Origin of the sequence: Pseudomonas sp. CFBP13508 (genome assembly GCF_005233515.1) — a bacterium.
Lineage (GTDB): Bacteria > Pseudomonadota > Gammaproteobacteria > Pseudomonadales > Pseudomonadaceae > Aquipseudomonas > Aquipseudomonas mercuritolerans.
Window position 1 is genome coordinate 93,284 of record NZ_QFZZ01000007.1, and the last position, 21,979, is coordinate 115,262.

The following is a 21,979-nucleotide window of genomic DNA, read 5'->3' on the forward strand; positions in this document are numbered from 1 at the left end:
CGCCGGCCGAGCCTGTCGAAAAAGCTGAAGCGGCAGAACCTGACGAGGCGCCGGCGAAGCCCGCCAAAGCAGCGAAAGCGCCGAAGTAATCAGAAAGATCGTCCGATCGCGGCCCGAGCCTTCGGCAGCTCCTGCATTCCGAGTTTAGGAGCTGCCGAAGGCTGCGATCTTTTGCTTTTTCAGCGATACAAAACTTTCTCCGCCAACTCATCCGCCACCCGCGCCGGCGAACGTTTTTCCGCCTGAGCATGGGCAAAGACTTCGGTCAGCCGCGAACTGATTTTCGACAGATGCGCCGTAATCGTCGGCAATTCCTCCCCACGATGTTTCAGCGAAACATAAATTAGCCCGCCGGCATTGATCACATAATCCGGCGCGTAAAGAATCCCCCGCCGTTCCAGTTGATCCGCCACATCCAGATGGGAAAGTTGATTGTTCGCCGAACCGGCCACAGCGGAACAGCGCAGTTGCGACACCGAGTGACTGTTGAGCACACCGCCCAACCCACAAGGCGCGAGAATGTCGCACGGCGTGCTGAGCAATGCATCGTTGGCGATCGGGTGGGCATTGAGCTGTTCCATGGCCAGTTGCACCTTGCCGTGGTCGATGTCACTGACCAGCAACTCGGCGCCGGCAGCGTGCAGTTGCTCGGCCAGTGCATAACCGACGTTGCCAAGCCCCTGAATGGCAATGCGCAAACCTTCGAGGTTGTCGCTGCCCAGACGCGCCATCGCCGTGGCGCGAATGCCGGTGAACACGCCCATGGCCGCGTGCGGTGCCGGATCGCCTGCCGAGGTGGTGCTGGTGACATGCCGCGTCTGTTGGGCAATGCAGTCCATATCCGCCACTGAAGTACCGCTGTCGATCGCGGTGATGTAGCGACCGTCGAGTTGCTCGATGCAACGGCCGAAAGCCTCGAACAACGCGGCGCGATTCTCGACATGGGCCGGGCGCACGATCACCGCCACCCCGCCGCCCTGCGCAAGGCCGGCGAGCGCCGCTTTGTAGCTCATGTTTTGCGCCAGGCGAATGGCGTCCTCGACCGCAGATTCGTCGTTGGGATAGGCAAGGTAACGGCACCCGCCCAGGGCTGGCCCCAGGCGACTGTCATGAATGGCAATGACCGCCTTCAACCCGGTGACCGGGTCCACGCTCAGGTGCAGCGATTCCAGGCGAGTGCTTTGCATGAGAGCGAACATCGACAGGCTCCCGAATCACTTCTTGTAGAACGCCAGTATAGGCTTGCCCCTGAAAATTGCTGGCGCGCACCGGCATGAGCCGCCGAGCGGACAATGTTGCGCCGCTATAACTCGCGCTCAACGCGCCCGGTACTGGACGAACAACCCGGACGGGGCTAAAACGAGGCATTGGAGGGAGATTCAGATGAGTGCGCGCCAACGCTTTTTCGAATGCCTGCATCGTTCACCGCCAGCCCTGCTGGAAGCTGCGCTGTGGATAAGTGCCGAGCACGACAAAACCCTCGAGCCCGAGGCATGGTTGCGCACCTTCAAGGATCTGCAACTACGCGTCAGCTATGGCCTGCCGATGCTGCCGGTCAGCGAACTGGCGCAACCGTTGTTGCGGCGCATGGTCGATCTCGGTTTCGCACAGGATGATTTCCTGCCGCTGCGCCCACAGGCGGCGCTGCTGCACCGCGTGTTGCACACCCAGCGCGGTCAGCCGCTGGCATTGGCGTTGATCGCACTGGAACTGGCGCATGGCCTCGAGATTCCTTTGGTCGGGGTCAACTTCCCCGGGCATTTCCTGTTGCGGGTACCCGGCGCCGACCACTTGCTCGACCCTTGCGGCGGGCGACGCTTGTATCCCAACGACTGTCGCGAACTGTTGCAACGCCAATACGGGCCGAACATGCAGCTCAGCGCCGAACATTTGCTGAGCGCAACGCCAGTGCAGATGCTGCAGCGTCTGTCACGCAACCTGCGCCAATTGCACCTGACCCACGACGATTACATTGCCGCGCTGATCGACGCGGAACGAGTGCTCGAACTGGGCGGCGCCAAAGCCGCCGATTACATGGCCCGGGCCAGTCTGTATCAACGGCTGGACTGCCCAAACGCCGAGCGCTTCGACCTTGAGCACGCGTTGCTGCTCAGTGAAGACCCGATCCAGCGCCTGCGCCTGACCGAACGCCTCGGCCATCTGCCGCCCAACTCCGTCGTGCATTGACCACCTTCCGCAGGCTTGCCCCCATCCTTGAGGCCCACACAAAGCTGTGTGGGAGCGAGCCTGCTCGCGAAGGCGCTGTGTCAGCTGAATGAAAGGCCACTGACACTCCGTCTTCGCGAGCAGGCTCGCTCCCACAGGGGATTAAGGGGTGTCCGGTTGATTGGCAGGATGCGCCTTGATAAACGCCGGATGTTCAGCCGCCAACGCAGCCACACGGCGGATTTTCGGATACGCCTCCAGGCTGACGTTGAACCGCTCTGCGGCATACAACTGCGGAATCAGATACACATCCGCCACACACGGCCATTCGCCAAAACAGAAACCGCTGTCGCCGATCAACTGCTCCACCGTCGCCAGCCCTTGGCTGATCCAATGCCCGATCCACTCCATTACCTGCGTTTCATCCTGCCCGGACTGGCGCAGGCGATTGAGCACGCTGACGTTGTGCAGCGGGTGCACATCGCAGCCGATCACCGCCGCCACACCGCGCACCCGCGCGCGGGCCAGCAGATCATCCGGGAGCAACGGCACCTGTGGATAACGCTCCTCCAGATACTCGATGATCGCCGGCGACTGAATCAGCAGCGCGCCGTCATCAGTGCGCAAGGTCGGCACCCGCCCCTGCGGATTGAGCGCCAGATACGCCGGTTGCCGATGTTCACCGCCCGACGGTGCGATCAGGTTGACCGGCAGCGCCTGGTAATCGAGGCCCTTCAACGCCAGCGCAATGCGCACCCGGTACGATGAAGTGGAACGGTAATAGCCATAGAGATCCATAAGCCGCTCCTGTCAGCGTGCAGCGATCACGGTGCCGCGACATTCGCCGAAGCCGATCGAGGCAAAACCTTCGCGGGCGCAGCGAGCGCGCAGGATGATTTCGTCACCGTCCTCAAGGAATTTGCGCACTTCGCCGGAAGCCAGTTCGATCGGTTTCTTACCGCCCTCAGTGATTTCCAGCAAGCTCCCAAACTGGCTGTTTTCCGGGCCGGACAAAGTGCCCGAACCGAACAGGTCACCGGCCTGCAATTGGCAACCGTTGACGCTGTGGTGCGCGACCATTTGCGCGACGGTCCAGTACATGTAGCGGGTGTTGCTCAAGGTCAGGCGATGGGCCGGCAGATTCTGCTCGCGCATGGCTTCGGTGCGCAGCAGCACTTCCAGTTCGATGTCGAAGGCGCCGCCATCCTGATCACGCTTGTCGAGCAGATACGGCAACGGCTGCGGATCACCTTCAGGACGCGCCGGTTGCGCCGTGCGGAACGGCTCAAGCGCTTCGGCCGTCACCACCCAGGGCGAGACACTGGTGATGAAACTCTTCGACAGAAACGGCCCGAGTGGCTGGTATTCCCAGGCCTGGATATCCCGCGCCGACCAGTCGTTGAGCAGGCAGAAACCGGCGATGTGCTCGGCAGCGTCACCGATGGCAATCGGCTCGCCCATCTCATTGCCCTGGCCGATCCAGATGCCCAGTTCCAGTTCGTAATCCAGACGTGCGCATGGGCCGAAGACCGGTTCGGTCTGCCCGGCCGGCAGCGTCTGGCCTTTCGGCCGGCGCACGTCGGTGCCGGACGCTCGCACCGTGGAAGCGCGACCGTGGTAACCGATCGGCACGTGCTTGTAGTTCGGCAGCAGCGGGTTATCCGGGCGGAACAGTTTGCCGACGTTCTGCGCGTGCTCGATGCCGACGTAGAAGTCGGTGTAATCGCTGATTCGCGCCGGCAGGTGCATCTGGCAATCGGCAGCCAGTGGCAAGACTTTCGCGCCTTGCGCTTCGATGCTGCCGCGCAGGGTGCTGCCTTCACTGAACAGTTCGACCAGGCGTTCGCGCAGGGCAACCCGCGCCTCACGGCCAAGTTCGAAGAACGCGTTCAACTGCCCGCCGTGCATGGCTTCCACCGCACTGCGTGCGACACCGTCGAACAGCCCGGCCTCAAGCGCCACCTGCAAATCGAAGATGTGCTCGCCAATCGCTACGCCCGCGCGCGGCGTCGAACCGTTGAGACTGAACACGCCCAGCGGCAGATTCTGCAACGGGAAATCGCTGTGACCGTTGGCCGAAGCGACCCAGCTGCGGGTGATGGAATTCTGTGTCATGGGTTATCTCCGGGTCGGGTCGAACGTGGCGGGCAGCGAGGCCCAGCAAGCGTCATAACTGGATTGCAATTGAGGGCAGTCGAGGGCGAAACGGCTTGGGCGCAGCACCTGGCTGGTCTCGAACATGAAGGCCATGGTGTTATCGATTTTTGCAGGTGCAAGCTCGGCGTTGATCGCCCTGGTGCAGGTCTCGCCGTCGGGGCCGTGGGCGCTCATGCAGCTGTGCAACGAGGCGCCGCCGGGCACGAAACCTTCAGCCTTGGCGTCGTATTCGCCCTGGATCAGGCCCATGAATTCGTTCATCAGGTTGCGATGGAACCACGGCGGCCGGAAGGTCTTTTCGGCGACCATCCAGCGCGGCGGGAAGATCACGAAATCGAGGTTGGCCAGACCGTGCACGCTGGTCGGCGAGGTCAGTACGGTGAAGATCGAAGGATCGGGATGATCGAAACTCACTGTGCCGATGGTGTTGAAACGGCGCAGGTCGTATTTGTACGGCACGTTGTTGCCGTGCCAGGCGACCACATTGAGCGGTGAGTGATTGAGTTCAGTAGCCCACAGCTGGCCAAGGAATTTCTGCACCAGAGTGGTCGGTTGCTGGAGGTTTTCGTAGGCAGCGACCGGGGCAAGGAAATCCCGGGGATTGGCCAGACCGTTGCTGCCGATCGGCCCCAGATCCGGCAGGCGCAGCGGCGCGCCATGGTTCTCGGCGAGGTAACCGCGCGCCTGCGGGTCGAGCAATTCGACGCGAAATTTCAGGCCACGCGGCAGCACGACGATTTCCAGCGGCGCCACTTCGAGTACGCCCAGTTCGGTGGCGATACGCAGGCGACCGAGTTGCGGCACCAGCAGCATTTCCCCATCGGCGTTGAAGAACACCCGCTCCATCGAACGGTTGGCGGTGTAGTTATAAATGCTGATGCCGGACGGTTTCTCGGCGCCGGCGTTTGCGGCCATGCTGACCAGGCCATCGATGAAATCCGTCGGTTCGGTCGGCAGCTCCAGTGGATTCCAGCGCAGGCGATTGGGCGTCACTTCACCCAACGGTCCGCCGGCCAGTTGCCGTTCCAGTTTGACGAACGCCGGGTGATTGGCCGATGGCTGAATCCGGTACATCCAGGTGCGGCGCGCTTCGCTGCGCGGCATGGTGAACGCGGTGCCGGAGAACAGTTCGGTATACAGGCCGTATGGGGCTTTTTGCGGGGAATTCTGGCCAACGGGCAGCGCGCCGGGCAACGCTTCAGTGCTGAATTCGTTGCCGAAGCCGGACTGGTAAACCAAGTCCTGCGCGGTTGAATCGAGGTTCATGGAGCCTCCTGAACAGGGAGTCGGCAATGGCCCATCGCTCTGGCTCAGAGGTCTCGGCACGCCGGGGTTGTTATTATCGTAATCTGATTACGCATAACGTAATTTGCTCGCTATCCAGCGTCAAGCTATAAAGACGCCCACTCGAACCGGAACCGCCAGCCCCATGGAAAAAACCAGCGACAGCAACGGCAAACAGAAAGTCCGCTCCGCCGAGGTCGGCACCGACATCCTCAAGGCTTTGGCCGAGTTGTCACCGTCGACTTCGCTGTCGCGTCTGGCCGAACACGTGCAGATGCCGGCGAGCAAGGTGCATCGCTATCTGCAGGCGTTGATTGCTTCGGGATTTGCCGAACAGAACGCCGCCACCAACCATTACGGCCTCGGTCGCGAAGCGCTGCGGGTGGGCCTGGCCGCGCTCAACAGCATGGACGTGTTGAAGGTCGCTGCCCTGCCGCTGTCCGAGTTGCGCGATGAACTCAATGAAACCTGCTTCCTCGCGGTGTGGGGCAATCAGGGCGCAACCGTGGTGCACATCGAACCAGCGGTGCGCGCGGTGACGGTGGTGACGCAATTGGGTTCGGTGCTGCCGCTGCTCAGTTCGTCCACCGGGCTGGTGTTCAGCGCTTACCTGCCGCATCGGGAAACCGACGACTTGCGTGAGCAGGAAATCGCTGTCGCGGAGCATCCGCTCAAGGATGAAACAGCCTATGCAGCGCTGTGTGAACAGATCCGCGAACGCGGTCTGCATCACGTGCATGGTTTGTTGATGCCGGGTGTGGATGCGCTTTCTGCGCCAGTGTTCAACGCGGTCGGGCAGATCGCTGCGGTGCTGACCATCGTCGGCCCGACCTCGCTGTTCCACGCCGACGAAAACGGCCCGGCGGCGCAGCGGTTGCTGGCGGCTACGCGGGCCGTGAGTTGGCGGATGGGCTACGAACGATAACGCTCTTGCCCATTGAACGAGCGGTAACTATTCACAATACGATCAATGAACGGTGGTTTTGCTCAGGCTGGCATCAGCGCCTTCCATCAACGTGTTGAACAGTTCGACGAGTATCTCTTTCAAGTCTTCCTGGCCGGTGTAATACGTGACCAGTTCCGCAACCGTCCGCGCGTCCTCGAACAGGCTGAGAAACGACCGCTGTGCATGGGTGACTTCCTTGACCGGGTTACCCGCCGCCACGGCTTTGCCCAGGGTCAACAGGCCGGTCAGTGTTTCCTGCACATGTCCCAGCGCAGCGCGGTAGTCGCCTCGTTTATGCGATTGAGAGGCGTCGTAAATGCTTTTCATCATCTGCACAGCCACCACGACAGTGCCCACAGGAGGCACCAGCAGGCTCACGATGTTTGCCGCTTTCAACAGGTTGTCGTAAACCAGACCGACGATGATTTCATTGAGACTGGTGGTGCGCTCGTCGATATCACTCAATGCACGGCGCACTCGCTCGTCATGGAAAGTGAACAGATCCGGCAGTAACGACCGCTGCTGCGTGCGAATGACCGGTTTGGCATCGACTGTTGCAACCAGCTTGTCGAAATAGTCGTTGATCACCTTTTGGTCTACCAGCAGTATCCGCTCGCTGTAGTAGCTCCTGAACGGATCGTTTCGCAGACGAATCGAGGGAATGAACTCAGCGATTGGCCGGAAGCTGACCAGGTCCGGCGCATCCGGCGTATAGAGCAAATCGGCGAACCCTGAAGACAGCTTCAGTCGGAAAATATAAACGCCGCCAACCGTACGATCCCCGGCAGTCGTCAGACCCAGCGCGCCGATATTGAATTTATACACACCGACGTCACCTTCGGAGACGCTATTGGAGATTGACTCATAGCCGCCGCTTTCTTTCAGATTATCGATGACCCGTTGGATGGCCGAGAACGACTCCGTGGATAACCTGCCGTTGGTAAAGTCGGCAAAAGCATTGCAGTACATCTCACAGCGGATTTTGCGGGCGTGCACTGCACGTTTGAATGCGTAACCGGGATGCGCCTTGTTCTGATATTGCTCTTTCAGCATCGCGGCATATCGATCACCTGGACGGAACGTTTTCGACAGCGAGGACAGGTCTCGGATATCCAGTTTTTCAACGAGGGGATGCCCATTCACCAAATAGTACTTCGGGCTGAATTTCGTTTCGTAAGCTGGGTTTACCGCGTCAAAAGCGAGCCCCTCAAGCAATAGGTCGGTAACGCTTTTACGGAAATCTTCGGTCTGAACAATAATCTGGTCAGGATTGACCGAAACGTTGCTGCCACGTGTACGCAAAATATCTTCTATCTGAGTTTTCACCGAGTCATAGGTGAACTGCTCAAATGTCGGGAAACCATTGTCTCGAGCATCAACCGTAGACAGCGCCTTGAGTTCGGTGGACAGGCGCGAATAGCGCTTGCGGCCTTCAACGCCAAGCGCTCGATAACCTACTGGTGCAATAGCCTTGTGCAGGGCAACTTCGGCTCGGTAGGCGGCATTCACGTAATCGGCAAGCGGTGCTTTGGGATCCAGATGAAGATCGGCCGGACGGCTATCGAGGGTGTAGCGATAGCTCAGTTGTGTGCGAGCGCTGCCGAGCAACTCGCCTGCTTCGTGCAGGTAGTCTGGATGGATCAGCAAGGCAGCGTATTCACGATCGGCGGACATTGCCGACTCCAGCCAACGGTTCGCCGCATAAAGATCGGAAAACTTCTGCAGCTCGAATTCACCGCCAGGCATTCTGACCAACATCAGCGAAGGTACATATTCTCTGGCCGAAATAACCAGGACGTCTTTCAATGCCGGCGCCTGCAATCTGATTCGCAAACCCTGGACAGTCACCGCAGGGTCATTGGCCATGGCGCGAGCAATGATATTCGCATCGGTGGAATCCAACTTCCCAGAATGTCGAGCAACGAAAACTGCAAACTCCATCTGGCTATACAGGCAGTTTCGATAAGCCTGCTGATAATCATCGGAAGGCGAGAATGCAAAACTTCCGGCAAACTCCAGTCGCAGGTTACGATGCTCCAGCCATTGTTCTAGCGCCTGCGTCGTCAACCGGCTTCCGACAGGAGCGCCAATGATAGTCAGATTGGCTTTATAACCATTGTCGTGCAGACCGGAAACAATAAACTCTGTCAGCGTTCGTGTTTCTTCCTGCTCGATAGTTCGCCCGCCGATCTGCAAGGTGTAGGAACTGTGGACACGTATCACTTGCGCATCAAGATGTTCGCCCAGCACGCTGTCTGCCCATTCAGCGAACTTCCGCACCACATAATCCTTGAGTGAAAAACATGCATCGAACGCGTTCGAATAAATAGCCTGGTATTGGTCCCTGGACTTTTCCAGCTGGCTATATCGCTCTTGAATGTCGCTACCAGCGGTCTGCAGCCAAAGCGGCCAGTCGGTACGTTTCAGTGCAGCCCAGAGCAGATCGAAGCGGCTATCGATACCGCGGCGCAGCACGTGCAGGCCCTGATTGTCCTGCAGCGCGGATATGAACGGGTTATCTCGGCTATTGAGCAAGGACGACACGCTTTCAAGCTGGCCTTTGAGATGAGTCTCTACACTAAAGGCATAAGGACTTTGCGTGGCTTTCGGATATCTGATCTGGTCGCTACCCAGCAACAGCCGCTTCTGAAGTTCGCGATGCAAATCAACATTCTTGTCAAAATACTCGAAGCCTTTTTCCGGCGTATGCAAGAGGTAAGAGGTGGATTCATTTACCAGCGGCATCTCTGCGCCCGCACGCTCGGCGTTGTCCAGAACGAAACAGGGCTGGCGCGCCAGAAGGTAATTCTGCGGCGGTTGCAGGTTGACTTCAAACGCCGCGCGACCGCTGTCCGAGCTGAGCAGAAGGGCGAATCGCTCACCCACCCCGGCATCAAGCACATTGGCCATGACCGACAGCGACAGCTCTGCACTTGTGACCATGGCATAGGCTTGGATGAAAGCCTGCTTATTGGACAACGGTGCACTGTCAGCCAGAACGGCTTTCACGGGCGCCGCCCAGAACTTTGCGATCTCGGCGCGCAACGTTTTTTCCAGTCCGGCAGCTATGGCAGCAATCAGATCTTCGACAATAATGGTGTTGATGATCTTTACTTTGAACTGCTCACTGAACGTGTCCGGCAGATAAAAAACCCCATCGCCGCCCATAATGTAAGCAGGACTGACATTGTTATCGAGGCAGTAAACGGTGACTTCCCAAAGAGTGCCCGAAGGCCGGTCTGCACTGGCGGGAAAAGCAGGATCGGTATTGACATAGACCTTGTCGATATCGACTGTTTTGCCCAGACGTTTCAATTCACCTTGAAGCATGTTGCGCAGAATATCCATAACGCTCGGCACGGCGCCGATAATCTTGAACATCTCCGTTTTGGCATGGCTTGCCTTTTTCCACTCTTCAGCCCATGAAACCTGTTCACCCAGCGAATCACGCATCAAACTTTTAAATAACTTGATCACAACTTTCCCTTACTTGACCATCCAGAGCCGCAAGTGCGGCCACTGCAGATAGTTGCAAGGTAGTTTCTTTTCCAAGCCACTTGAAGCTCGAACAATTTACAAAACATGCCCACAAATAACACAAACCATTTACATTCAAAGCAAAGCAAAATACTAAACAAGTATTCCCAGCAACTTCGCCTTGGCCACAGCCTGAGTTCTGCGCTCCACACCCAACTTCCCATTAATACGTCTCGCATGGGTTTTTACAGTATGCAGCGAGATAAAAAGTTGTTCGGCAACTTGCTGGTTCGAAGCACCTTGGGCAATCAGCATCAGCACTTCGCGTTCGCGCCGACTGAGGCCTGGTGCCTGATCAACGTCGTCGCAATGCCAGTCAGGAACCGGCCTGGCAGACGTTGTGCCGATGTTGCCTCGGCGTAATTCCCACTCGCGCAGGGCTTGCTGCAACTGGCAGCGCTCCACCAGCATTGCGGCTCGCTGGAAAGCCTGCTGCGCCTGCACCGCCTCACCGCTGGATTCGGCCAACTGGGTGTAGGCCAGCAGCAACTCCGTTTCTGCCGCCAACATGCCTTTGGCCTGAACATGTTTCAACAATCGTTCAATGCCTGGCAGACCGGTTTCGTCCGGATTCAATTGCGCATGCGCGCAGGCCAGCAAGTATTCGATGCGAATAATCAGTTCGAACGTCGCGGGTGGCGCCTGCAACGCAGAGGGTCCTCGGTAATGCCGTAGCAGTCGGCCCAACGCTTCCTGGACAAGATGCGGTCGCCCCTGCTGCAACCAGAACTGGCTGCTGACCTGCAACACGACACCGCGATAGACCGTATCGGGAATCTGCCGCTGCTGCATGACCCTTTCGGCTTCGCGCAGGCGCTCGAAAGCGCACGCGTAATCACCGCGATTGCCGGCCAGTTGCGCCTGCCCCAGATAACCATAGAGGACCCGCTTGTCCTGGCTGCGCAAGCAATCTTCGAGACCTTGGCTGAACAGCTGCGCAGCCTGCTCTTCAAGCCCCATGCACAGCGCCAGCCGTCCGCGTCGCAGGGCAATCCGCCCCAGCAGCGGCGTGGGCACCATAGTGCGCTGACGCAGCAATTGCTCGATGTCCACCAGCAGACTTTCAGCGCGTACAGGCGCTCCTCGCTGCTCAAGCCATTGCGCATGATCAAGCTCCAGCAACCCCTCGAACAACAGGGAGCCATGCGCGCGCGCCAGGCACAGCGCCTCGCGGTTAAGGGCGTGGGCCTGATCGAGTTCACCGCATAGCAACGCCTGCTGGGTCAGTCCCGACAGGCACATCACACGCGCCTGCCAGGCATCGTCAGCCAGCGCTGACAACGCCTCCTGAAAACAGGCGCGCGCCGGCTCCATTTGCCCTTGCAGGTGGCAAAGCCAACCCTGTTGCGCCTGCCAGCGGGCCAAGAGTTGCTGCTCCAGTTGCGCTGTCGGCTGCGGCATGAAGCGGCCGAGATGGGCCATGCATTGCCCGGCCTGTTGAAATCGCCCGGCAAACAATAAGGCGCCCGTGACCAGCCCGACCAGCTGCGGTGTCATCAGGGTCAGCTCCTGACTTTGCTGCTCGTGCAAGCGCAACAGCAGGACGACCGCCTGGTCCTCGAACAAGTCTTCGAAGTTGAAATGCTGCAACAGGCTGACGGCGGTTTCGTACTCCTCGGCCAACAACGCTTGCTCGAACGCTGCTCGCCAATCCTGCGCCGCAGTGAACCACTGACAGGCGCGCCGGTGCCAGGAGCGTGCACATGGCCAGTGCGACGCCTGCATGATTCGCGACAGCGGCCGGAAGACCTGCAACCAATCGGCGGACTCCTGCCATGGCTCGATAAAGCAGCCCAGCACTTGCAGATCATGCAGCAGCCGGGCGCCTTCGCCGGGGCCGAACAAATGCTCGCACAACGACGCATTGAACCGTGGCAGGTGCGCCAGAACACGCCATGCCTCGTCCTGCTCCGGCGTCAGGTTGCTGAAGAGTTCGTGCTGCAGATAATCCAGAAGAGTGTCGACACGCTGCTGTGGTTGCGGGTTTTGCGACCAGTCACATTTTTGCAGGAGTGCCATGCGCGCCCCCGCGCACCAGCCACCGGTACGCTGAATGATGCGGCCAGCGACACGGTCCGCCTGATCTGGCGGCAAATGGCGCAACACCGATACCACCTCATCGTGAGTCAGCGCCAGGCTGGCGGGTTCGGATTCGTAGAGTTCATCATCGAGCAACAGCCGCGGCCAGTTGCACTGCGGCCGGCGGCGAGTGCTGATCCACCAGGTGAGCGCCGGGCTGCTGATTGCCAGCAAGCGATCAAACAACGCATCCAGAGCCGGATCCGGCAGGCGACTGTAATCGTCAATAAACAGCGAAGTCGGTTTCGACCAATGGGCCAGCTCCGCCATCAGTTGCGTTTCGTCAAGGCCTTCGACAAGCCCGAGCGCCCGCCTCAGACGCAGGCAGAATTCTTCGGTGCTGAGCGCCGCGCCTGCCAGCGGCAGCCAGATTGCCTCGCACTCCGTACGCACCTGCAGAAGACATTCGGTGAGCAGTGCGGTTTTGCCACTGCCCGCGGGCGCGCACAACAGCTTCACCCGCGCGCTGGATGCCAGTAAAGGTGCGCTCAAACGGCTGCGAGGTTGATGATGCGAAGAAAGCCTGGGCAAAAATCCGGGTCGATCCAGGCACGGGGTCATGGCGGTCATCGGCTGAGCCTTCTTATCGTTGTGCGCTCACCCTAGCCCTCTCCCGCGCCCTTGTTGACGAGTATTCAGCACGCTGATTGATGGCCATAAAAAAGGCGACCGTGCGGTCGCCTTTTGTCCAGCGGTGCAGTTCAAGCGTTAGCGCACACCCTCGGCGCGCAGGGCCGAGGGTGTGTAATCCGCGGCCTTGGCTTCAAAGCCGAATTCGAAGCTGTGCTTCTCTTCGTTCTTCATGCCCAACGCAATGTAGCGGCCGGCAATGATGTCGTAGAGCGCTTCCAGCGTGTAGGCCTGGGCCTGATGATCGTAGTAGTACTGCGCGTGACCTTCGGCGACGCGCCACAGTTGCCCGCGACCGTCGTAGTGATCGGCCAGTGCCACTTGCCAGCTGTCCTCGTCGATGTACATGTGGCGCTTGGCGTAGATGTGCCGCTCGTTCGGTTTCACCGTGCCGATCACTTCCCAGACGCGGTGCAGTTCGTAACGGGTCAGGTCCTGATTGATATGCCCGGCCTTGACGATGTCGTCGTACTTGAGCTTCGGCGAGTCGAGTTTGTAGCTGTTGTAGGGAATGTACATTTCCTTCTTGCCGACCAGTTTCCAGTCGTAGCGATCCGGCGCGCCGGAGAACATGTCGAAGTTGTCGGAAGTCCTCAGGCCATCGGCCGCTGTACCCGGACCGTCATAGGCCACTTGCGGTGCCCGACGTACGCGGCGTTGACCGGCGTTGTAGATCCACGCCAGACGCGGTTCCTTCACCTGATCGAGGGTTTCGTGCACCAGCAGCACGTTACCGGCCAGCCGCGCCGGCGCAGTCACCGATTGCTTGAAGAAGGTCAGCACGTTGGCGGCTTTTTCCGGGTCGATGTCTTTCATCAGTTGCGGCACGGCGATCTCTTCTTCGAAGCGGATCGGCGTGTAGCTGCCGTTGGTCTGCGGCGTGACCTGGGTGATGATCCGCCGCAGATTGCCACCGTGATAACGGGTGATGTGGTTCCACAGCACCTCGACGCCGTTCTTGGGAATCGGGAAGGCGTAGTAGCGATTGCCGGTGAAATTGGCCAGGCCGTTGCCGTCGTTGATCGCGTTGACGTTCAGCGCGCTGCGCTTGGCCGACTCATAGATTTCCGCTGGCGCGCCCACGGTGCGGTGGGTCGGGTAGACCGGAATCTTGTAGGTTTCCGGGTAGCGTTTGAACATCGCCACCTGGCCTTCGGAGAGCTTGCTTTTGTACTGCTCGACGTTCGCGGCGGTGATGGTGAACAGCGGTTTTTCGTTGGCAAACGGGTCGGCGAGGAAGCCCTTGCTGTCCACTGCGCCGGCGTTTTTCGGGATGCCGCCGGTCCATGCCGGGATCGAACCGTCCGCGTTGCCGGCTTTTTCCGCTCCGAGCGGGGTCAGGCTGGTGCCGAGTTTGTTGGCTTCATCCGGCGACACCGCCGCCATCACGTTGGCGGCCAGCAGACTCAAGGCCAGCACGCCACATTGCAGAATCGTTTTGCGCATTGCAGTCATCCTTCTCGGGCAGATCAGAAGTTCACGCCGAAGCTAAGGGCCACGAAGTCACGGTCTTCGAGGACGTTGTAGTCGCCACCGAAAAAGTCGGTGTAACTCAGGCTTGCGGTGTAGGTGTTGCGGTAGTCGGCATCGACGCCGACGCTGATGGCTTTCGCACCTTCGTTGAACAGACCGTTGGGGCCGTAACCGGCGACGTCATGGGACCACGACAGGTTGGGCTTGAGGTTGATCCCGCCGATGACGTTGGCGTAATCGAGAATCGCCCGGGCGCGATAGCCCCACGAAGTCGAGGTGACGAAGCCGTCGGTATCGCCGCCGAATCCGTACTGACCGTAGACCGAATCACGGCCATAACGCAGCTCACTGCGGGACTCCAGACCACCGACATGCACCACCGCCGCTTCACCGACCACGGTCAGGCGTTCGGCGCCGAGCACCTGATCGAAGAAGTGCGTGAGGGTGCTCTGGACCTGTGTGACTTCCTTGCGCCGGTAGCCTTTGTTGTCGGCACCCGGCGAAGTGGCGAGTGGCGATGCGGTGCCGCCGGCAATCGGGTTGACCAGCGCCAGGGTCAGGTCGTTGGTGTTGACCTGCACCGGCGCGTTCGGCCGGTAGCTGATCTCGCCGGTCCACGCGGTGCCGGTGGGCAGCGTGGTGGAGAAACTCGCGCCGTACAGACGAATGTCTTCCGGGTATTCGAGGTAATACTGACCGCGCCCGAGCATCACGCTCTGCGCCAGCCCCGCACCGCTGCCAGGCGCGAGGCCGTTGGCAATGCCGACCATGCCTGGCAACGCCGCCAGTGTCGACAGCCCCGCCGTGGTGGTGCCGACCGTCGGTGTACGGCTGTGGTAGTTCATGAAGTAGAGGCCGTATTCGGTGTCTTCGCCGAGCCAGCGCAGCGCCGTGCCCCACTGCCCGGAATCGCGCGCATCGCGATCGCCGCCACGGGGGATCACCACGCCCTCGCGGGTGACCTGAATGCCTTGGCCGAACGCGGTGGTCAGCGGCACCAGTGGCGCCACCGCCGGACTGCCGACGGTGTAGCCGTTGTTGCAACCGTCCGCCGCGACGTCGACGCCAAAGAAGGTGCCGCAGTTGTCGAGAACGGTCTGGTCCCACTCCAGTTGGTAGAAGCCTTCGACCGAAAGTTTGTCGGTCAGGCTCTGCGAACCAAACAGCATGTTCACCGGAATCAGGCCTTCCTTGATCTCGGCACCGGGACGGCGGAATGCCGAGACGTCGACCGGGTTGATGCTGTTGATCGAGTTGCCGATGAAGGTACTTTCGCCCCAGCTCACCACCTGCTTGCCGGCCCGCACGGTGCCGGGCAAATCGGCGATGGCATAGTTGTGATAGACGAATGCATCGAGGATCTGCGCGCCGGAAGATTTGGCGCCTTCCTTGCGGCCGCTGTCGCTGATCTGTTTGAACTCGCGGTCTTCGTCCTTGAGTTCGAAGTCGTACCAGTATTTGCCCCGCACGAACACGCCGGTATCGCCGTACTTCAGTTCGAGGTCGTGGATACCCTTGAAGATTTTCGAGAAGGTTTCGCCCTTCTTGAAATTCAGGCGCCCGTCATCACCGGTGGACGATTGTCCGCTGCCGCCATTGACCGTGCCGACCAGCGAACTGTCGGCATCGCGCAGGCCCCAGCTCGCGCCGACCGAAAGTGACGAGTCGAAGGTACCTTCGATTTCGCCGATGTTGAAGGCGACCGCGTGCGCCTGGGCGCAGCAACCCAAAGCCACCGCAGCGGCCAGCGCCTGCGGTGTGAAGATGGCGCGCATTGTTGTTTTTGTCATGCGTCTTCCCCGGTGAGTGACAGAAGGCCCCACCCTACTGCCGGGCGCTGCGGTCGATAAGCGCACCAAGGAGGTATTTGCGTTGTCGCTCGAAAGGATGAATGGCCTTGCCCGGCGTGGGCTGTAGCGGTTCATGGACTGGCTGGATGGCGCATCATCAGCGCCATGCATGGGCACGCCACTGTTGCGCGCCCCGTAACAGTGCATGTCCGGAATCGGTATTTTTCCTACAGGCTCAAGCACTTATTCTGAGCGCGCTTTCCCGGACATTGCGGAAAGCGCTGAGCCCGCTCCGCTGCATGCGGCTGCGATTGGCTACAGGTTTCGGATAAATCGATTTTCCGGTTTATCACCCCGGTGTTCACTGACGTTGATTTGTAGCTCCTTGATCCAACGTCTTACCTTGGCCGCTGCGTTTGCAGCGGCCTTTTTTATGGGCGTTTAAAAAGGCTGGATAGCGGTTCGGCAACGCTTCCGATCAGCGCGTCGGACATTTCTTCGAAGCTCGGACGAATTCCTTCTGCATCGATGAAAACCCGCGAAAACCCTTTCGACACAAGGCCCTGTTACTGACGGGCTTCTCGGATTTGATAACCGTCACTCTGATGTAACTTGAAACACCTCAACCATTCGCTGGTGACACGGATGTCATCGCCATCCGTGCGCACTTTCAAGCGAGTGAAAACGCACATTCAAAAGGATATGAATATGCCAAAGCCTCCACCGTTGGAACTGGATCCAGTACATATCAGGGAGCTCGGCCCTGATGGCTTCGAACCATTCAAAGAACGCGACATGAATTACTCCTACAGCGGCATGTTCGGCCCTGCCGGCGCCAATCCGCAGACGCGTGAATTGGTGCATGAAACGCAAGTCGCCGTGGAACAGGAATTCAACGCAAGAACCGCCTCGATTCCACAAACCATTGAGGTCGAACTGGCGGCGACCAGGCTGGAAGGGCCGACGAATCCTCTGCTACCTGCCGCGGCACTGGCCCGCGAAGTGGGCGTCAGGAACACGTTTATTCAACGCAAGAGCGCCGAGTTTCAACGGCAGACTGCCATCGCCAACCGCTTTTATGGCAGCGATCCACTGGGAAAAACCTTCAAGGATTACCTGAATCAGGCATCGGCCAATCGGCGCGCGCATGGCGCAGCGGTCCGCAGCAGAGCGTTGTGGAGCGAGTCCTTTCGGGCCGCCCACGAAGCGCGGCTGCTGGGCCAGACATTGGCGCTGCTCAACCAGCAACAGGCTGGCGTACTCAATTGGCTGGCCACCGTGCAGGCCCAGGATCAGGCCCAGGCGGCAGCGGCAGAGGCGCAACGCCAAGCTGCAGAACATGCCCGCATTGCCGCGGAGCAACAGCGCCAGCGTGACATTGCCGAAGCGGCGCGCCGGGAGCAGGAAGAAATCCGCGCACGCGAACAGGCACGTCTGGCCGCGTTGGCGGAGCAACAGCGTCGCGATGCCGAACAGGCTCGACTGGCGGCTGAGACCGCGCGCCTGAATGCTGAGGCTGAAGCTCGGGAGAAAGAGCGGATGGCTGCGTTGAAAATCGCCCAGGCCGAGGCAGATGCCAAAGCTGAAGCAGCGGCGCTGGCCCATGCGGCAGAACAGGCTCGGTTACAGGATGAAAGGAAACATGTCTTTCCGGCTTCTGGAGCAGTGGCAAGCAACGGCCCGGCCGTTTCTTTCGCTTCGACAGCCGTCCCGCTCAGCCCGGCTATCTCGGCGGGAATACTCAATGCGCTACGCACCGCAAAAGCGACCCTGACAGCGACGGGCACGGCGCTGTTCGGCAGTCCAGTACTGATGGGGTTCGCAGCGCTATTGATGCCGTCACCTCTGGGCAACAGCGAACGCTTCGCCATGAGCGTTCCACTGGCCGAGCTGTCGTCCGAGCCGGCCGAGACGCTACGTGACATCGCAGGCCGGCAGGGTACTTTGGAGATGCAGGTCGGGCTAGGCGTCAGGCGACTCGGGGCTGGCACGCAAGTGTTCGTCGCTACGAGTGATGACTTCCATATTCGCTCAAGTGTGCTGGTCCTCAATGCCGCATACGATTTGCTCAACGACGTATACAAGGTCGCACTATCGGACTCGCCCACCGATTTCCTGACCTGGACGCCGGCAATCTCGCCGGGTGGCCAATCGACCGCTTTGCCAATAGTGGATACCGATTCGCCCGCCTATTCCGGCGCTTCTCTTGTTCCGGTTGAAGGGCGGCTGGATCTGAACCCGATCCTGGTTGAAGGCTGGGATCGATTCATCATTGTGTTTCCGGCTGATTCGGGGATTGAGCCGCTTTATGTGGTGTTCAGCAGTCCTTATAAAGGGGCGACCGTAGAAGGGAAGCACAGTGGGCGTAGTTTCAACCCTGACGAGATTGGAGATGAAATATCAGATTTGCAGTGGGCAACAGCCGCTGTTTCATCGGAAGGAACGGACATTGTGAAGTTACACATTTCAAAGTTTCCGCAATCAGCTGCCAATGACGTAATGCTTGATCGCCTGGAGCGAATCGCTCGTGGAGAACTCGAAGCTACCGACACTGACAGACGTTTCTACACTCACGAGATAAGAGAGTTCGAACGATTCAGAGCTTTAGGCTTCGGTGATACCGAGATGCCAGAAATCGGGTCACCGATCTGGAATAACGTGCATACAGCAACGTTGGAAGATTTCCGGCTAAAAGATGATCCGGCGCTTCTTTACACGCCCGAAGCACTGGCTGCCGCAATGGAGCAGGAAGAACGTGATTATCAGAAGTTGCTGAAGGAGATGTGGCAATGAGCACCGTTGAGATGATTGTTAAAAATGAACCTCTGGATGACATTGTCACGGTGTTCGCGTTACTTCAGGCAACGCCACATCTGGACATGATGATCAGACGCCACAATCGAGACCTGATCAACGAGTATGGGACCCTGGAAGCATCGTACTCTCGGCTCTTCGCTGCAGGAATCTTGCTGGAGGGAGAAAAGGGCCTGGCTATCAAAGGACCTAACTGGAAGCCGCCCAAGTTCATGACAGAAAAAAGATACATTTGACAACTGGAGCCACGAGCCGCGAGGGCTGGTGGCTCCGTTACCTTCAAATCGAATATTTCTGCAAATTCGCCATCATTTCCTTCAACGCTTCAATATTGTCCTTGGGATGCGCCGCGCCCTCGAAATTACAAATCTGCTGCCAGTGCGCCGCCACATCCTCTGGCGAGAACCCCTCGCGCGGATCGAAGCCGGCACCGAGGCTGCGCTCCCAGCGCACCTTGCCCATCCAGCCGCCGCCGACTTCGAACAGGCCGGACGTTTCCTGGCATTGCTCGCTGGCCAGATATACGACCAATGGGCTGACCAGTTCCGGCTTCAGTTGCTCGAATACTTGCGGCGGGATCAGGCCCTCGGTCATGCGCGTGCCGCCGGTCGGGGCGATGGCGTTGACCAGAATGTTGTTCTTGCGCCCTTCGATCGCCAGCGTTCGGGTCAACCCGTACAGCCCAAGCTTGGCCATGCCGTAGTTGGATTGACCGAAATTGCCGTAAATGCCAGAAGTCGACGCAGTGAAAATTACGCGACCGTAGTTTTGCTCGCGCAGATGCGGCCAGGCGGCACGGGTGACCTTGTAGGCGCCTTCGACGTGGACGCGATAGACCAGATCCCAGTCGGCGTCGTCCATCTTGTGAAACGATTTGTCGCGCAGGATCCCGGCGTTGTTGACCACGACGTCGACGCGGCCGAAGGCATCGAGGGCGTTCTGTACCAGTTTGTCGCCGTCAGTCACCGAGTCGTGGTTGGCTTCGGCAATACCGCCAGCCTCGCGGATCTCCGCCACTACGCGGTCGGCAGCCGAGGCGTTGGCGCCCTCGCCCTGTGTCGAGCCACCGAGATCGTTGACCAGCACCTTGGCGCCCTGTCTGGCGAACAGCAGCGCATGGGCACGACCGAGGCCACCACCGGCGCCGGTGACAATCACGACTTTATCTTCGAAACGCACAGGTTCATTCATCGCGGCAACTCCAGCAGGCCAAGGGATATTGCCCCGAGTGTCAGGCACGGCGCTTTGGCTCACAACGAACACGGCTGCGGCTGAATGGTGCGCGATAAGGCTGGGGGATGATCGAGACTGTCAGGTCGCCGAGAGCTTGTGCACTCGGCGAAAATCAGGAGTACGCCACCTTGCGCGGAGGCAAAACCAGACGATCGCGAAACGCCAGATAGTGCTTGAGCACCTGTACCGGCGCCTCGGTTTGCGGATAGTGGCCGATGCCCGGCAACAGCACAGTGTCCGGATCGGGGATCAACTCGCGATAACGCTCGACCATGTGTACGCCGGAAATCGGATCGACCGCACCGTCGATGACCCGCAAAGGAATATCACCACGCTGCATGGCCGTCACCCAGCGCTCGCGCTGCACCCGGCGCTCAGGAATGTAAGTGATCAATTTGTGCATGATGCGCGGGCCATGGTTGCTGTCGACCAGGCTCCAGTAATCATCCAGCTCGCTTTCACTTGGCTGGGTCTGAGGGCCGAAGATCTGTCGGAAACCCTTGACCAACGCCTCACGGCTGAACGCGCGGCCGAGCAACCAGCCAATCGGACTGAGCAGCAGTTTCTGCATCAGCAACGGACGATGGGTTTCCGGAAAAAGACCGCCATTGAGGAACACGCAACTGGCAACTTCGATGCGTTTTTCGTAGTGCCGAGCGAGCAGCTCCTGAGCAACGCTGTCGCCGTAGTCGTGGGCGAGGATGTGCACGGCTTGGTCAACCTGCAGATGGGCAAGCAGTGCCTGTTGCAGATCGGCCTGTTCCAGCAGGCTGTAGGTGTGATTGCGCGGTTTTGCCGAATCGCCGAAACCGAGCATGTCGCAGGCGATCACCTGATAACGCTGGGCCAGTGGTTGCCACAGGTAGTGCCAATCCCAACTGGCGGTGGGAAAACCGTGAATCAGCAACAGCGGTTCACCCTGCCCGACTGTCCAGTAGCGGATCGACTGGCCACGAAAGACAAAAGTCCGGCTGCGCTTGCGCCAGACACTCAGAGGAATCTCGGCGAGTGGCATTAGAATTTATACCCCGGATCCTGTAGATCGAGTTTGCGCAGCAGCGCCGGCCACGCCAGCGCGCCGCCCATGCCCTGCGCGCTCTTGGTGACGCCGGCAATCATCGCTTTGGCGCCGGCGAGAATCTGCGGTTCGATGGCGATCAGTTCGGCACCTCCAGTCTGCGCCATGACCTGAATGTCGCAGGCGCGCTGGAAGGTGAACATCATCAGAAACGTATCGGCAATAGTGCCACCACAAGTCAGCAGACCGTGGTTGTGCAGCATGAGAAAATTGTTGTCGCCGAGGTCGGCCTGAAGGCGCGCCTTTTCTTCATGGTTCAGTGCCACACCTTCATAGGCGTGATAGGCCAGGCTCGACAACACAAACAGTGACTGTTGACTGATCGGCAGCACCCCCTGCCTTTGCGCCGACACCGCAACGCCTGACGCAGTGTGCGTATGCAGCACGCAAACCACATCGTGGCGCACTTCGTGGACGGCGCTGTGAATGGTGTAGCCGGCGGGGTTGATTTCGTACGGGCTGTCCATGAGTTTGTTGCCGGCCTGATCGACTTTCACCAGGCTTGATGCGGTGATCTCGTGGAACATCAGGCCAAACGGATTGATCAGGAAATCTTCGGTGCCGGGCACCTTGGCCGAGATATGCGTGAAGATCAGATCGTCCCAGCCGTGCAGCGCGACCAGGCGATAACAGGCGGCAAGATCGACACGGGTCTGCCACTCGGCAGCGCTGACCTGATCTTTGACATTCGGCGACGATTGGACGGGGGCTACGCTCACTGTATGCACCTCTGCGTTCTTCTTGTTCTGCTCGTGTCAGCAGTCTAGTCAGGCGCAGGGCATCGCGTAGTTG

At 59.4% G+C, this 21,979-nt stretch carries 15 protein-coding genes; 4 read left to right on the forward strand and 11 right to left on the reverse strand.

The features are described from left to right. Positions 1-179 precede the first annotated feature (179 nt). A complete protein-coding gene (locus PspCFBP13508_RS19760; RefSeq protein ID WP_016771635.1) occupies positions 180-1,199 on the reverse strand; it encodes a Glu/Leu/Phe/Val dehydrogenase dimerization domain-containing protein in 1,020 nt (339 codons plus the stop codon). A 184-nt stretch (positions 1,200-1,383) separates the two neighbouring features. Between PspCFBP13508_RS19760 and PspCFBP13508_RS19765 the strand changes: the two genes are divergently transcribed. After that, entirely contained in the window at positions 1,384-2,187 is an 804-nt protein-coding gene (locus tag PspCFBP13508_RS19765) for a transglutaminase family protein (protein WP_130910821.1), read from the forward strand. Between the two features lie 141 nt (positions 2,188-2,328). Here PspCFBP13508_RS19765 and maiA read toward each other — a convergent pair whose 3' ends face one another. From maiA to hmgA, 3 genes are read right to left on the reverse strand one after another with little or no spacing between them, the layout of a single operon-like run. Next, positions 2,329-2,964, reverse strand: a complete 636-nt coding sequence (maiA, locus tag PspCFBP13508_RS19770) for a maleylacetoacetate isomerase (protein WP_137215473.1) — start codon at positions 2,962-2,964, stop codon at positions 2,329-2,331. 12 nt (positions 2,965-2,976) lie between these two features. Further along, entirely contained in the window at positions 2,977-4,281 is a 1,305-nt protein-coding gene (gene fahA, locus PspCFBP13508_RS19775) for a fumarylacetoacetase (RefSeq protein ID WP_137215474.1), read from the reverse strand. Positions 4,282-4,284: 3 nt separating this feature from the next. Then, on the reverse strand, positions 4,285-5,589 hold the full coding sequence (gene hmgA / locus PspCFBP13508_RS19780) for a homogentisate 1,2-dioxygenase (RefSeq protein WP_130910824.1): 1,305 nt from the start codon (positions 5,587-5,589) through the stop codon (positions 4,285-4,287). A gap of 163 nt (positions 5,590-5,752) precedes the next feature. Here hmgA and PspCFBP13508_RS19785 point away from each other — a divergent pair, with 163 nt between their 5' ends. Further along, positions 5,753-6,532, forward strand: a complete 780-nt coding sequence (locus PspCFBP13508_RS19785) for an IclR family transcriptional regulator (protein WP_130910825.1) — start codon at positions 5,753-5,755, stop codon at positions 6,530-6,532. 42 nt (positions 6,533-6,574) lie between these two features. Here PspCFBP13508_RS19785 and PspCFBP13508_RS19790 read toward each other — a convergent pair whose 3' ends face one another. From PspCFBP13508_RS19790 to PspCFBP13508_RS19805, 4 genes are all read right to left on the reverse strand, one after another. Next, a complete protein-coding gene (locus tag PspCFBP13508_RS19790; RefSeq protein WP_137215475.1) occupies positions 6,575-10,030 on the reverse strand; it encodes a DUF6543 domain-containing protein in 3,456 nt (1,151 codons plus the stop codon). A 153-nt stretch (positions 10,031-10,183) separates the two neighbouring features. Then, positions 10,184-12,739, reverse strand: a complete 2,556-nt coding sequence (locus PspCFBP13508_RS19795; RefSeq protein ID WP_137215476.1) for a LuxR C-terminal-related transcriptional regulator — start codon at positions 12,737-12,739, stop codon at positions 10,184-10,186. Between the two features lie 138 nt (positions 12,740-12,877). Further along, positions 12,878-14,245, reverse strand: coding sequence for a DUF1329 domain-containing protein (locus PspCFBP13508_RS19800; protein ID WP_137215477.1), 1,368 nt, complete (start codon positions 14,243-14,245; stop codon positions 12,878-12,880). 23 nt (positions 14,246-14,268) lie between these two features. Beyond that, positions 14,269-16,062: a DUF1302 domain-containing protein gene (locus PspCFBP13508_RS19805; protein ID WP_137215478.1), complete on the reverse strand. Its 1,794-nt coding sequence runs from the start codon at positions 16,060-16,062 to the stop codon at positions 14,269-14,271. 708 nt (positions 16,063-16,770) lie between these two features. On the opposite strand from PspCFBP13508_RS19805, the gene PspCFBP13508_RS19810 reads away from it, so the two are divergent. Both PspCFBP13508_RS19810 and PspCFBP13508_RS19815 read left to right on the forward strand, forming a co-directional pair. Beyond that, entirely contained in the window at positions 16,771-18,855 is a 2,085-nt protein-coding gene (locus PspCFBP13508_RS19810; RefSeq protein WP_137215479.1) for an S-type pyocin domain-containing protein, read from the forward strand. Continuing rightward, on the forward strand, positions 18,852-19,112 hold the full coding sequence (locus PspCFBP13508_RS19815) for a hypothetical protein (RefSeq protein ID WP_130911336.1): 261 nt from the start codon (positions 18,852-18,854) through the stop codon (positions 19,110-19,112). Before PspCFBP13508_RS19810 ends, PspCFBP13508_RS19815 begins: the two co-directional genes overlap by 4 nt. Positions 19,113-19,155: 43 nt before the next feature. On the opposite strand, the gene PspCFBP13508_RS19820 is transcribed toward PspCFBP13508_RS19815, so the two are convergent. The 3 genes from PspCFBP13508_RS19820 to PspCFBP13508_RS19830 form a co-directional block, all read right to left on the reverse strand. Continuing rightward, positions 19,156-20,067: an SDR family oxidoreductase gene (locus PspCFBP13508_RS19820; protein ID WP_130911337.1), complete on the reverse strand. Its 912-nt coding sequence runs from the start codon at positions 20,065-20,067 to the stop codon at positions 19,156-19,158. Positions 20,068-20,221: 154 nt separating this feature from the next. Continuing rightward, a complete protein-coding gene (locus PspCFBP13508_RS19825; RefSeq protein WP_137215480.1) occupies positions 20,222-21,124 on the reverse strand; it encodes an alpha/beta hydrolase in 903 nt (300 codons plus the stop codon). Further along, positions 21,124-21,906: a class II aldolase/adducin family protein gene (locus tag PspCFBP13508_RS19830; RefSeq protein ID WP_016771646.1), complete on the reverse strand. Its 783-nt coding sequence runs from the start codon at positions 21,904-21,906 to the stop codon at positions 21,124-21,126. Before PspCFBP13508_RS19830 ends, PspCFBP13508_RS19825 begins: the two co-directional genes overlap by 1 nt. Between the last annotated feature and the right edge of the window lie 73 nt (positions 21,907-21,979).